The sequence below is a fragment of the Vibrio sp. Vb1337 genome (assembly GCF_033338715.1).
Classification (GTDB): Bacteria; Pseudomonadota; Gammaproteobacteria; order Enterobacterales; family Vibrionaceae; genus Vibrio; species Vibrio alginolyticus.
Genome location: NZ_JAWOTD010000011.1, coordinates 154,728 through 167,720, shown reverse-complemented (window position 1 = coordinate 167,720; position 12,993 = coordinate 154,728). Strand labels below are relative to the sequence as shown.

At 46.7% G+C, this 12,993-nt stretch carries 12 protein-coding genes; all 12 read left to right on the top strand.

From position 1 onward, the window contains the following. Positions 1-52 precede the first annotated feature (52 nt). The 12 genes from flhA (at position 53) to R7E42_RS14430 (ending at position 12,884) form a co-directional block, all read left to right on the top strand. Positions 53-2,152: a flagellar biosynthesis protein FlhA gene (flhA, locus tag R7E42_RS14485; RefSeq protein WP_025998722.1), complete on the top strand. Its 2,100-nt coding sequence runs from the start codon at positions 53-55 to the stop codon at positions 2,150-2,152. 28 nt (positions 2,153-2,180) lie between these two features. Further along, a complete protein-coding gene (gene flhF, locus R7E42_RS14480; RefSeq protein WP_033907111.1) occupies positions 2,181-3,698 on the top strand; it encodes a flagellar biosynthesis protein FlhF in 1,518 nt (505 codons plus the stop codon). A gap of 14 nt (positions 3,699-3,712) precedes the next feature. Next, positions 3,713-4,600 carry a MinD/ParA family protein gene (locus tag R7E42_RS14475; protein WP_005380498.1) on the top strand — a complete coding sequence of 296 codons (888 nt, stop codon included), beginning with the start codon at positions 3,713-3,715 and terminating at the stop codon, positions 4,598-4,600. Further along, entirely contained in the window at positions 4,593-5,327 is a 735-nt protein-coding gene (locus R7E42_RS14470; RefSeq protein ID WP_005380499.1) for an RNA polymerase sigma factor FliA, read from the top strand. Before R7E42_RS14475 ends, R7E42_RS14470 begins: the two co-directional genes overlap by 8 nt. 45 nt (positions 5,328-5,372) lie before the next feature. Further along, positions 5,373-5,741, top strand: a complete 369-nt coding sequence (gene cheY, locus R7E42_RS14465) for a chemotaxis response regulator CheY (protein WP_017635949.1) — start codon at positions 5,373-5,375, stop codon at positions 5,739-5,741. 118 nt (positions 5,742-5,859) lie between these two features. After that, the gene (locus R7E42_RS14460) at positions 5,860-6,600 is read left to right on the top strand and encodes a protein phosphatase CheZ (protein WP_005380502.1); all 741 of its coding nucleotides are present in this window, start codon (positions 5,860-5,862) and stop codon (positions 6,598-6,600) included. Between the two features lie 9 nt (positions 6,601-6,609). Beyond that, complete coding sequence (locus R7E42_RS14455) at positions 6,610-8,850, top strand: chemotaxis protein CheA (RefSeq protein WP_017635948.1); 2,241 nt, start codon at positions 6,610-6,612, stop codon at positions 8,848-8,850. A 29-nt stretch (positions 8,851-8,879) separates the two neighbouring features. Continuing rightward, on the top strand, positions 8,880-9,992 hold the full coding sequence (locus R7E42_RS14450) for a protein-glutamate methylesterase/protein-glutamine glutaminase (RefSeq protein WP_025767174.1): 1,113 nt from the start codon (positions 8,880-8,882) through the stop codon (positions 9,990-9,992). Positions 9,993-10,000: 8 nt separating this feature from the next. After that, positions 10,001-10,780, top strand: a complete 780-nt coding sequence (locus R7E42_RS14445) for a ParA family protein (protein WP_005380505.1) — start codon at positions 10,001-10,003, stop codon at positions 10,778-10,780. After that, the gene (locus tag R7E42_RS14440) at positions 10,770-11,846 is read left to right on the top strand and encodes a chemotaxis protein CheW (protein ID WP_318072773.1); all 1,077 of its coding nucleotides are present in this window, start codon (positions 10,770-10,772) and stop codon (positions 11,844-11,846) included. The genes R7E42_RS14445 and R7E42_RS14440 overlap by 11 nt, the downstream gene beginning before the upstream one ends. Positions 11,847-11,881: 35 nt before the next feature. Further along, positions 11,882-12,376, top strand: a complete 495-nt coding sequence (locus R7E42_RS14435; RefSeq protein WP_005380507.1) for a chemotaxis protein CheW — start codon at positions 11,882-11,884, stop codon at positions 12,374-12,376. A gap of 13 nt (positions 12,377-12,389) precedes the next feature. Then, positions 12,390-12,884, top strand: a complete 495-nt coding sequence (locus R7E42_RS14430) for a DUF2802 domain-containing protein (RefSeq protein WP_031777229.1) — start codon at positions 12,390-12,392, stop codon at positions 12,882-12,884. Positions 12,885-12,993: the final 109 nt, after the last annotated feature.

The window sequence follows — 12,993 nt, the reverse complement described above, 5'->3', positions numbered from 1 at the left end:
ATTAATAGTAAGAGCTTACGTGACGCTTCAATCGATTGAGATCTCTCGCAGTATGAAGTTAAGCCTGCCGTTTGCAGATAAATTGCCACGAATCCCTCAACGTGAAATGCCAGCTATTGGTGCTCCGGTGATGGTTTTGGCCACCCTAGCGATGGTGGTACTGCCGATTCCAGCATTTTTGCTGGATATGTTCTTCACCTTTAACATCGCGCTGTCGATGGTGGTGTTGTTAGTGACCGTTTACACACGTCGCCCTTTGGACTTCGCTGCTTTTCCAACGGTATTGCTGATCGCCACGTTGCTCCGCTTGGCTTTGAACGTTGCCTCGACTCGTGTCGTCTTACTGCATGGTCATGAAGGCGGTAATGCGGCAGGTAACGTAATTGAGGCGTTCGGTAACGTCGTTATTGGTGGTAACTACGCGGTCGGCCTAGTGGTTTTCCTCATCTTAATGATCATCAACTTTATGGTGGTGACCAAAGGTGCGGGTCGTATCTCTGAGGTAAGTGCTCGCTTTACGCTTGATGCGTTGCCGGGTAAGCAAATGGCGATTGATGCCGACTTGAATGCCGGATTGATAGACCAAGAGCAGGCAAGAGTTCGTCGTTTTGAAGTGACCAAAGAAGCGGATTTCTATGGCTCGATGGATGGTGCCTCGAAGTTCGTAAAAGGTGACGCGATTGCCGGTATTTTGATTCTGTTTATCAACATCGTCGGCGGTCTGTCGATCGGTATGGCGCAGTATGGATTGGGTTTCGGTGAAGCGATTGAAATCTATACCTTACTGACAATCGGTGATGGTTTGGTCGCACAAATCCCATCGCTATTGCTGTCGATTGCAGCGGCAATGATGGTGACGCGCCAAAACACCGATGAAGACATGGGGGAACAACTGGTCTTCCAGATGTTCGACAACCCAAAAGCGCTGATGATTACTGCGGCTATTCTTGGTGTGATGGGCATCGTACCGGGCATGCCACACTTTGCGTTTTTGAGCCTGGCAGTCGCGGCCGGTGCAGCGGCATATTTCATCGACAAACGGCAGAAGCAGAAAGCGAAAGAGCCCGCTTTACCAGCAACAGCAGACGAAGGTACAGAACCTTCCTCACAGCGCGAACTGTCTTGGGATGACGTCCAGCCAGTCGATATTATTGGCTTGGAAGTCGGTTATCGCTTAATCCCTTTGGTGGACAGAGACCAAGGTGGGGAACTGTTAGAGCGCGTAAAAGGCGTGCGTAAAAAGTTATCGCAAGATTTTGGGTTCCTAATTCCAGCGGTTCATATTCGTGACAATCTTGAGCTGACCCCAAACAGTTACCGAATTACATTGATGGGGGTTGCGGTGGGCGAAGCAGAGATTCGTCCGGATCAAGAGCTAGCGATTAACCCAGGTCAGGTGTATGGCATGATTGATGGTGAGCCAACCATTGACCCTGCTTTTGGACTGGAAGCCGTATGGATCCGAGAAGATCAGCGTGAGCACGCGCAGGCTCTGGGTTATACGGTTGTTGATTCATCAACGGTATTAGCGACGCACCTAAGCCAGCTATTGACCAACAACGCATCACAGCTAATTGGTCATGAAGAAGTAGAGAATTTATTAGAAATGTTGGGACGCAGCGCGCCTAAGTTGGTCGAGAACTTTGTTCCTGACCAATTACCATTAGGTGTGGTGGTGAAAGTCCTACAAAACTTGTTAAACGAGGCCATTCCAATCCGCGATATTCGCACGATTGTTCAAACTTTGGCTGAGTACTCAAGTAAGAGTCAAGAAGCTGACATATTGACGGCAGCAGTTCGAATTAGTCTTAAACGTCTAATTGTTCAAGAAATCAATGGTATAGAGCCTGAGTTACCAGTGATTACTTTGATACCCGAACTGGAACAAATATTGCATCAAACTATGCAAGCATCAGGAGGCGAATCTGCGGGGATTGAACCGGGACTCGCTGAGCGATTGCAGTCTTCACTAAGCCAAGCGACACAGGAACAAGAACTGAAAGGCGAACCTGCCGTTCTGCTTACTTCCGGCGTATTACGCTCGACGTTGGCGAAATTTGTGAAGAACACAATACCTAATCTCCGGGTACTGTCTTACCAAGAAATCCCGGATGAAAAACAGATCAGAATTGTGCAAGCCGTGGGTAACTGATCTCACGCATCATTAATGGATTCATAGTTTGAAAATAAAGCGATTTTTTGCCAAAGACATGAGAACGGCGCTGCTCCAAGTGAAAGAGGAGTTAGGCGCGGAAGCGGTGATCATGTCAAACAAGAAAGTGGCTGGTGGAGTAGCGATTGTTGCGGCGATAGATAGTGAATCTAATCCGTCTCAAGCAAGCGCAGCGTCACAGCAAAATCGCGGTGCTTCTCAATCGAATCGCTATAACGAACATCGTCAAATGTCATCGTCTTCTGCTGATCGTTACCAAGATCGTCATTTAGATGAAGATAAAATTAGCCTGAACAGTAATAACAGTAACAATGAAAAAACAGGCTCAATGACGCAGCGATTCGCTAATATGCTTAAGCAATATAGCGGTGGTGCAGCAGATGCTGACGACCACGTAGCGGAAAATGAAGATTCGCTCTCTGCTTTGCTGCAACGCCAAAATAAGCATCGCGACGGCTATAACCAAGAAAAGCCAGCGCCATATCAACCAGATTCACCTTTGGCGAAGCTAATCGCACAGGACAATCGATTTGAACGTCCGACGCCCAAGCTGGACCCGACGCGCTATGACCGACGTCGCCCAAGTGATGAGCGTGACGAATCGGCCGATGAGCTAGAAAGCATGCGCGAAGAGATGACGTCAATTCGTCGTCTGTTGGAGCACCAAGTTTCTGGTCTGATGTGGCAAGAAGTAGAACGTCGTGAGCCACTAAGAGCAATGCTGATTAAGCGCTTAGAGCGAATGGGCGTTTCTCCGGAGTTAGCAGACCAGATGGCCTGTTATATCCCGGAAGATACAAAGCCAGCGCGAGCGTGGAAAGCGTTATTGTCGCTGGTGGCGGATCAAATCAATATTCCTAAACAGGACATTTTAAAACGTGGTGGCGTAGTCGCATTGTTGGGTCCGACGGGGGTTGGGAAAACAACAACCGTAGCGAAACTCGCAGCACGCGCAGCCATGGAATACGGTGCCGACAATGTGGCCCTTGTGACAACAGATACATATCGCATAGGTGCACATGAGCAACTCTCAATTTACGGAAGAATTATGGGTTGTCCCGTAAGAGTTGCTAAAGATTCTAACGAGTTAGCCGATGTTATATATCAGCTAAGAAACAGAAGACTGATTTTGGTCGATACGGCAGGGATGGGGCAACGAGATGTGAGGCTTTCCGAGCAGCTCGACACTCTAATGCAAGAGAGCGGGGAAGTGATTCACAGCTACCTTGTTTTGCCGGCTACCGCACAACGTCGTGTTCTACAAGAAACGCTGGATCACTTCCGACGTATACCACTTTCGGGTTGTATTATGACGAAGCTTGATGAGTCATTAAGCCTAGGCGAATTCATCAGTGTAGTGATTCAAAACGCAATGCCAGTAGCTTACATCGCTAATGGTCAGCGCGTACCAGAAGACATTGTGATAGCGCAACCAAAATATATGCTTGCGAAAGCAAATGAACTGTTAGAGAAGTCGACAGAGAACGAACCTCACTTTTGGAACAGTGACAGTGAAGGACTCTAAGGCGGCGGACTACTATGACTGAGAATATGATACACGATCAAGCAAGCGGCCTCCGTCGCTTAACACAACCATCGTTGACCAAAGTGATTGCTGTTACTGGCGGCAAAGGTGGTGTGGGGAAATCAAACGTAACACTGGGTCTGGCGATTTGTATGGCTCGCCAAGGCAAGAAGGTGATGGTTCTCGACGCTGATTTAGGTCTGGCCAATGTGGACGTGATGCTCGGAATTCGTGCAAAACGTAATCTAGGACATGTCTTAGCGGGTGAATGTGAGCTAAAAGATGCGATTGTCGAAGGGCCTTATGGTATAAAGATAATTCCTGCAACTTCTGGCACACAGAGCATGACAGAGCTTTCTCACGCTCAGCATGCTGGACTCATTCGAGCATTTGGTAGTCTTGAAGACGAAATGGATGTCCTGCTGATTGATACCGCTGCTGGTATCTCTGACATGGTAATCAGTTTTTCGCGAGCAGCTCAAGATGTGGTTGTAGTTGTGTGTGATGAACCGACGTCAATCACAGATGCCTATGCATTAATCAAGCTGTTGAGTAAAGAACACCAAGTTCAACGCTTTAAAGTTGTAGCAAATATGGTCAGAAGCTACCGTGAAGGGCGAGAATTGTTTGCAAAGTTGACACTAGTCACAGAGCGATTCTTGAATGTTAGCCTTGAACTCGTAGCATGTATTCCATTAGATGATAAAGTACGACAGGCTGTAAAAAGACAAAAAATTGTCGTTGATGCGTTCCCACGCTCGCCTGCCGCTTTAGCTATCAGCTCACTAGCAAACAAAGCGTTGACGTGGCCACTACCGAAAACACCAAGTGGACACTTGGAATTTTTTGTGGAAAGGTTGCTAAATCGTACCGAATTCGCAGAGGACCCTTTTGGTGAATAAAGCGATAACCTATGACCAACATGGCAAATTTAATAGCCAGCAGGCGTTCATTGAACGTTATTCAGTGTTGGTTAAGCGCATTGCTCACCACCTACTAGGCCGTTTACCGCCGAGTGTTCAGGTAGAGGATTTAATTCAGGCCGGCATGATCGGTCTTATCGAAGCTCAGCAGAATTATGATGGTTCTAAAGGTGCGAGCTTTGAAACTTATGCAGGTATCCGTATTCGTGGCGCAATGTTAGATGACATGCGTAAAGGCGATTGGGTACCGCGTTCTGTTCATAAAAATAATCGAGAGATTAACCAAGCGATTGCGGAGCTGGAAGGCGAATTAAATCGAGATCCTACTGATTCTGAAGTAGCCACGCATCTCGGTATGACACTGGATCAATATCATAGTGCTCTTACCGATATCAACTGCTCAAAATTAGTCGGTATTGAAGATTTAGGCGTTTCTGATGATGTGATTTCACCGGCGGATGAAACCGATGACAGCAACCCATTCAAAGGGGTAGTTGATGAATCATTTCGAAAAGCACTGGTTGAATCAATAAAACAGCTTCCAGAGCGTGAAGCTTTGGTTCTTTCGCTTTATTATGATGAAGAACTCAATTTGAAAGAAATTGGCGATGTGTTAGGCGTAAGCGAATCTCGCGTAAGTCAAATACTGAGTCAAGCGATGCAACGTTTACGTACCAAGCTCAGTGCGTGGACACAAAATGACTAAAAACACTGATTTTACGATTCAGTGGAGGCAATTTTGAATAAAAACATGAAGATCCTTATTGTTGATGATTTCTCAACAATGCGCCGTATTGTTAAAAACCTGCTTCGTGACTTGGGTTTCAATAACACTCAAGAAGCGGACGATGGTTTAACCGCATTACCAATGCTGAAAAAAGGTGACTTCGATTTTGTTGTAACTGACTGGAACATGCCAGGTATGCAAGGCATCGATTTGCTTAAACACATCCGCGCGGATGCAGAACTTAAGCATCTGCCAGTTCTAATGATCACGGCTGAAGCGAAGCGTGAGCAGATCATTGAAGCTGCTCAAGCAGGTGTAAACGGCTACATTGTTAAGCCATTTACTGCTGCAACATTAAAAGAAAAATTAGATAAAATTTTCGAGCGTTTATAACTCTCTCTTTCTCTTTGTTATTCGAGTCATTCATACCAATTATTAAATACCTATTAAATGACTCGTTTAGCGTTTTCAAAGTGATAAGAAGAACTAAACGTAAAAGGGTCTATTCAGAATGATCTCACTAGAGCAGGCGAAGTCACTCGTTCAAATGCTAGAAAACGGGGAACAAGACCAAGCCAATATGCTTGTTGCCTCGATCTACGAAGGTGCCGATAACCCAATGCTGCAAGAAATTGGAGCGTTAACTCGAGACCTTCACGAATCACTCAAGCAGTTCAGTCTCGATCAGCGCATGACCGAAATTGCGAAAGACGAAATCCCTAACGCTAGGGATCGTCTCAATTATGTGATCGAGAAGACAGAGCTTGCAGCCAACAAAACAATGGATGCGGTCGACTGCTGCCTTCCTATCGCTGATAACCTGCATGATTGCCTTCTAAAAGTTCGTCCTCAATGGAATGAACTCATGCACGGGCGCATAGAATTAAGCGAATTTAAAGCACTGTGTCACCGAATCGACGGGCTATTAGTGCAAGTCGAAGGTGACAGCACTGAATTGCGCGGCCAATTGACCGAAATTCTCATGGCGCAAGACTTCCAAGACCTAACTGGCCAAATCATTCGCCGCGTAATTACGTTGGTTAATGAAGTTGAAGGCCGCTTAGTGGAAATCCTAACCGTATTCTCTGGAAATAAACTTGAAGAACATATTCAAGTTTTGTCAGAACCGGCAGATAAAAAGAATACACAAACAAGCGAAGCCGAAGGCCCGATTCTTCATCCAGAACTGAGAGAAGATGCGGTTTCATCGCAGGACGAAGTCGATGACTTGTTGTCCAGTCTTGGATTTTAAAGGTAACGTATGAGCTACGATTTAGACGAAGATATTCTTCAGGACTTTCTCATTGAGGCTGGGGAAATTCTCGAGCTGCTTTCTGAGCAGTTGGTTGAATTGGAAAATAACCCAGAAGACAAAGACTTACTTAATGCTATTTTCCGCGGGTTTCATACCGTAAAAGGCGGTGCCGGCTTCCTTTCATTGGCAGAGCTAGTCGATACTTGTCATGGTGCGGAGAACGTGTTCGACGTTTTACGAAACGGTCAACGCACGGTAACGCAAAACTTAATGGATACGATGCTAAAAGCCTTGGATACGGTTAATACCCAGTTCCAGGCTGTTCAAGATCGTGAGCCGTTAGAAGCTGCGGACCCTGAGCTTCTTGAAGAACTTCATCGTCTATGCAAACCTGAGTCAGAAGATGAAGTAGCGGCAACCGTAGTTGAAGAACCAGTGGCTACTCCAGAGCCTATTATTCCCGAGCCTATCATCGAAGAACCTGCTGCGCCGTCAGCACCATCAAGTGTCGGCTCTGTTGATGAAATTACCCAAGACGAATTCGAAAAGCTACTTGATGAGCTTCATGGTAAAGGTTCAGCGCCAGGCGCCTCAATGTCTGCGACATCTACAACGCCATCTGAACCGCCTCAATCGAGTGCGCCATCAGTTGAAAGTGGTGATATCACTGATGATGAGTTTGAACGTTTACTCGATGAACTGCACGGTGTAGGAAAAAGCCCTTCTACGGCAGAGGCTGCTGCATCTGCATCCGTACCAGTAGAGCCACCTAAAGCGGCAGAGCCTTCCGCTCCAGTGTCATCTTCATCAAATCAAGACAGTGACTTAATGACGGACGAAGAGTTCGAAAAGTTACTCGATGAGCTACATGGTTCAGGTAAAGGTCCAACGCTAGAAGAATTGGATATGGCAACGAAGCCTGCTTCAGCAAACGTAGAGCAAAGCCCTGCGAAACCTGAGCCTGTTGCTAAGCCAGCACCCGTTCAAACAGCGCCAGCACCAAAGCCAGAATCTAAACCAGTCGCCGTAAAAGAAGAAGCTAAAGCACCAGCGGTTAAAAAACCTCAGGCTGAAGCAACCGTTCGTGTTGATACCTCGACGCTTGATACCATCATGAACATGGTGGGTGAGCTCGTATTGGTTCGAAACCGCCTATTAAGCCTTGGTTTGAATAGCGACAACGAAGAGATGTCCAAAGCGGTCGCTAACCTTGATGTGGTAACTGCGGATCTACAAGGCGCGGTAATGAAAACGCGTATGCAGCCAATTAAGAAAGTGTTTGGCCGTTTCCCGCGCGTTGTCCGTGACTTGGCTCGTAACCTAAATAAAGACATCGTGCTAGAAATGCGCGGTGAAGAAACCGATCTCGATAAGAACCTTGTAGAAGCATTGGCCGATCCGTTGATTCACTTGGTACGTAACTCGGTTGATCACGGTATTGAAATGCCAGACGCACGCGCGAAGGCCGGCAAATCACGCACAGGTAAAGTGATTTTGTCAGCATCGCAAGAAGGGGACCATATTGAACTATCCATCGTAGATGATGGTGGCGGTATGGACCCGAACAAACTGCGTGGCATCGCGGTGAAGCGTGGCATGATGGATGAAGATGCGGCGGCACGTTTAACAGATAAAGAGTGCTTCAACCTTATCTTCGCACCTGGTTTCTCAAGTAAAGATAAAATTTCTGACATCTCTGGTCGTGGTGTGGGTATGGACGTGGTTAAGACGGCGATCAATACCTTAAACGGTTCAATCGATATCGATTCTGAGCTAGGCAAGGGCACTAAGATTACGATCAAAGTACCACTAACGTTAGCGATTTTACCGACTCTGATGGTTGGTGTTGGCGGTCATCCGTTTGCTCTACCACTGGCTTCGGTGAGTGAAATTTTCCACTTAGATCTTAGCCGTACAAACGTGGTAGATGGTCAGCTGACGATCATTGTACGTGAGAAATCTATCCCGCTATTTTACTTACAAAACTGGTTGGCATCCAAATCGCAAAACGTCCAAGAGCGTACTGGTCACGGTCACGTGGTGATTGTACAGATTGGTAACCAACGCGTTGGTTTTGTTGTGGATACGCTTATTGGTCAAGAAGAAGTGGTTATTAAGCCACTCGATAATCTATTACAGGGCACTCCAGGTATGGCTGGTGCGACAATTACTAGCGATGGCCACATTGCATTAATTCTAGATGTGCCTGATTTACTTAAGCGATACGCTGCGGCTTCACGCCTTTAAGCAAAGCTGACGTTATTAAAAGGAATAAGATGGCGATTAAAGTACTAGTCGTTGATGATTCGAGTTTTTTCCGACGTCGCGTGAGCGAAATCATCAACTCAGAATCGCGCCTAGAAGTGATTGACGTTGCGGTAAATGGTAGAGAGGCGGTTGAGAAAGCCAAATCTCTCAAACCTGACGTCATCACGATGGATATTGAAATGCCAGTGATGGATGGCATTACAGCTGTACGTGAAATAATGGCCGCTGCTCCAACGCCAATTCTAATGTTTTCGTCCCTGACCCACGACGGGGCGAAAGCTACGCTTGATGCGCTAGATGCGGGCGCATTGGACTTCTTACCGAAAAAGTTTGAGGACATTGCGCGTAACCGTGAAGAAGCGGTGTCATTACTTCAACAGCGTGTGATTCAGATTGCCTCGAAGCGCGCTTTCATGCGTCGACCTATCGCTCGCCCAACAGCGAGTACCAGCACGACTACTCGATCATTAGGTTCAAGAACGGCTTCACCTGTGACTCCAACACCAACTCGACCTGCTGCGACAAAGTACCGTGCTTCTGGTAAGAAGTATCAACTGACGGCAATTGGCACATCAACAGGTGGCCCCGTTGCTCTACAAAAAATTCTGACGCGTTTGCCGATGAACTATCCGCATCCGATTGTATTGATTCAACACATGCCAGCAACGTTTACTGCTGCGTTTGCCAGTCGTTTGAACACCTTGTGTAAGATTCAAGTGAAAGAAGCACAAGATGGCGATGTGTTACAGCCCGGTGTGGCATACCTTGCACCAGGTGGGAAACAAATGATGGTGGATGGACGAGCGGGCGCTGCTCGTCTTCGCATTATTGATGGCGGCGACCGCATGAACTACAAACCATGTGTGGATGTGACTTTTGGTTCTGCCGCAAAAGTATATGGCGACAAAGTGCTCTCTTTAGTGTTGACAGGCATGGGTGCAGACGGTCGTGAGGGCGCTCGCATGTTGAAGTCTGCAGGCTCAACAATTTGGGCACAAGATGAAGAAAGTTGTGTTGTTTATGGCATGCCCCAAGCGGTTGCTAAAGCAGGCATTTCTTCAGAAGATTTACCGCTTGACCGCATTGCTGAACGCATGTTGGTGGAAGTTGGCCTAGCTTAGGATTCATCATGATTGTTTGGAGTGTAGCTAACCAGAAAGGAGGCGTGGGTAAAACCACCTCAACAGTGACATTGGCGGGCTTATTGAGCCAGAAAGGCCATCGAGTATTGATGGTTGATACTGATCCTCACGCCTCACTGACTACTTATCTCGGTTATGATCCTGATGCAGTAACTTCGAGCCTATTTGATTTATTCCAGTTGAAGACGTTTTCTCGTGAGACGGTTAAGCCGTTGATTTTAGAAACAGAGCTGGAAGGAATGGATATCATTCCCGCGCATATGTCCCTTGCCACGCTTGATCGCGTAATGGGTAATCGCAGTGGTATGGGATTAATCTTAAAACGGGCGCTGCAAACTGTCTCACAAGACTATGACTATGTGTTGATTGACTGTCCGCCAATCCTTGGCGTGATGATGGTGAACGCGTTGGCAGCCAGTGACCGAATTTTGATTCCTGTTCAAACAGAGTTTTTGGCGATGAAAGGTCTAGAGCGCATGATGCGTACGCTAACCATTATGCAAAAATCTCGCCCCGGCGGTTTCAAAGTGACTATCGTCCCAACCATGTACGATAAGCGCACGAAAGCGTCATTGCAGACATTGATGCAACTGAAAAAAGATTACCCAAATCAAGTGTGGACCTCAGCGGTGCCTATTGATACCAAGTTCCGCGATGCCAGTTTAAAGCACTTGCCAGCTTCGCATTTTGCATCTGGTAGCCGTGGTGTGTTTGCCTATAAACAGCTACTGATTTACCTGGAGAGGTTGGCGTTCGATGAGCAGTAATGATGTGCTGTCCAGTGAACAAGCACTTGATGACTACTTTAATGCATTACTGGATGATGAAACTGAAATAACGACTCTTGAGGAAGACCTTGACCTGTTGGCTCAAGAGGTATCATCTGCAGAGCCAGAGCCAGAGCCAGAGCCAGAGCCAGAGCCAGAGCCAGAGCCAGAGCCAGAGCCAGAGCCAGAGCCAGAGCCAGAATTGCAGCTACAATACTCGGAGCCAGAAACGTACCAGTTTCAAGAAACATATCCGCCAGAGTTGGAAGCTCCAAACCTGGAAGATGTTCAAAGGCTATTAAGTCAGCTTGAAGCAAGCAACCCAGTGGCTGAGTTGGATATTGATAGTATTCTTGAACAAAATACGATTGATATTGCAGCAGAGATAAAAGCGGCTGAGCCTGAGGTACAAACCTTTAGTGAGGTGCCTGAGCTTCAGGGTGTTGAGGAAATACAGGACTGGGTGATTGATGAGCCAGTTTTTGAGGAAGCTCAACCAGAGGTGGATGAACCTCACGCAGTGATCGAACAAAGTATCAATATAGAATCGAACGTCGATACTGAACTCGAAACACAAGCAGATTCCGATATACCAACGGCCTGGGAGAGTACGAAGCGAAGTGAGGACTTCCAAGTTCTTTACTTTGATGTGAATGGTGTCACGTTTGCTGTACCTCTTGATGAGTTAGGTGGTATTCATCGCATTAGCGAGCTTAACCATTTGATAGGAAAACCCGCCTGGTATTTGGGGCTACAAACAAATCGCGAGCAACAGTTTGATGTCGTCGATACCGCGAAATGGGTGATGGCAGATAAGCTTCGTGATGATAGCTATAAAGATAACTACCAATATGTCGTCATGCTTGGTGAGAGCATGTGGGGGTTGGCCAGTAACCAATTAATGGGGACTGAAACGCTTAATATCGACAAGGTTCGCTGGCGTGAGCAGGCGGGTAAACGCCCTTGGCTAGCGGGCATGGTAAAAGAAAAAATGTGTGCCTTAATTCATGTCCAGGCGCTCATTGACATGCTAAACGCCGGTTTAGATGTCAAATCACTGAATTAGATTTAAGTCGGGAACGACATTAACGAGGATTAACTATGTCTCAAGCTTTTGAAGTAGAAGTGAAGAAAGATGCATCGAATGACGAAGTTCTTCAGTGGGTGACGTTCCAGCTAGAAGAAGAAACGTACGGCATCAACGTAATGCAAGTTCGTGAAGTACTTCGTTATACTGAAATTGCCCCTGTTCCAGGTGCACCAGATTATGTACTTGGTATCATCAACCTACGCGGTAATGTAGTTACTGTTATCGATACACGTTCACGTTTTGGCCTGATGGAAGGCGAAGTCACCGACAACACTCGTATTATTGTGATCGAGTCTGAGCGTCAAGTGATTGGTATCTTAGTAGATAGCGTGGCAGAAGTCGTTTATCTGCGTTCTTCTGAAATTGATACGACGCCTTCAGTTGGTACCGACGAGAGTGCGAAGTTCATCCAGGGTGTGAGCAACCGTGACGGCAAGCTTCTTATCCTTGTGGATTTGAACAAGCTGCTAACAGATGACGAGTGGGACGAGATGGCTCACCTTTAATGGCTGAATGATGATGGCTGAAGAGACTCTTTTATCTGCTCCATTCCTTGCGGGTGGCGTCGCTTTTATCGTGTTAGTATTGGTTGTTTTGCAACTGCGGATTCGCTCGGGGTTACAAAAGCAGTTAGACCAACAACGAGCTCAATCTCGACACGCAGATAAAGAAGTGCAAAAGTTGAGTAAGCAGTTACTCGAAGTGCGCTCGGTTGTCGTTGGTCTTGGACAAAAAGTGACGGAGCAACAAGACATTATTCAGCACTTAAACGAGAGAATTCGCGAACTCGAACACGCTGATACTGATGGTCGCTTGTATAGTCGTGCTTCTAAAATGGTACAGCTTGGCGCTGATATCAACGAGCTGATCGAAGAGTGCGAACTACCAAAAGCCGAAGCTGAGTTGATGCTTTCACTGCAGAAGAAACTGGCGGGGAAAGAGAAGATTCCACCATTAAGTGGTCAGCCATCAGATGACGCAGAATATCCAACGCGTGGACGTCGTCGACGCTAAAGGTTATCAAGCGATAAAAAAGAGGCGTTATTACGCCTCTTTTTTGTTTTTAGCCGCTAATGCTCTTCTTAAATACAACCCTAGATAACCTTCAGTCGATCTTGCTCTT

What these genes read in the sequence shown, in the direction of transcription:
- flhA (WP_025998722.1), top strand. Translation starts at nt 53, where the DNA reads ATGAAGTTAAGCCTGCCGTTTGCAGATAAATTGCCACGAATCCCTCAA.
- R7E42_RS14475 (WP_005380498.1), top strand. Translation starts at nt 3,713, where the DNA reads ATGACTGAGAATATGATACACGATCAAGCAAGCGGCCTCCGTCGCTTA.
- cheY (WP_017635949.1), top strand. Translation starts at nt 5,373, where the DNA reads ATGAAGATCCTTATTGTTGATGATTTCTCAACAATGCGCCGTATTGTT.
- R7E42_RS14460 (WP_005380502.1), top strand. Translation starts at nt 5,860, where the DNA reads ATGATCTCACTAGAGCAGGCGAAGTCACTCGTTCAAATGCTAGAAAAC.
- R7E42_RS14455 (WP_017635948.1), top strand. Translation starts at nt 6,610, where the DNA reads ATGAGCTACGATTTAGACGAAGATATTCTTCAGGACTTTCTCATTGAG.
- R7E42_RS14450 (WP_025767174.1), top strand. Translation starts at nt 8,880, where the DNA reads ATGGCGATTAAAGTACTAGTCGTTGATGATTCGAGTTTTTTCCGACGT.
- R7E42_RS14445 (WP_005380505.1), top strand. Translation starts at nt 10,001, where the DNA reads ATGATTGTTTGGAGTGTAGCTAACCAGAAAGGAGGCGTGGGTAAAACC.
- R7E42_RS14440 (WP_318072773.1), top strand. Translation starts at nt 10,770, where the DNA reads ATGAGCAGTAATGATGTGCTGTCCAGTGAACAAGCACTTGATGACTAC.
- R7E42_RS14435 (WP_005380507.1), top strand. Translation starts at nt 11,882, where the DNA reads ATGTCTCAAGCTTTTGAAGTAGAAGTGAAGAAAGATGCATCGAATGAC.
- R7E42_RS14430 (WP_031777229.1), top strand. Translation starts at nt 12,390, where the DNA reads ATGGCTGAAGAGACTCTTTTATCTGCTCCATTCCTTGCGGGTGGCGTC.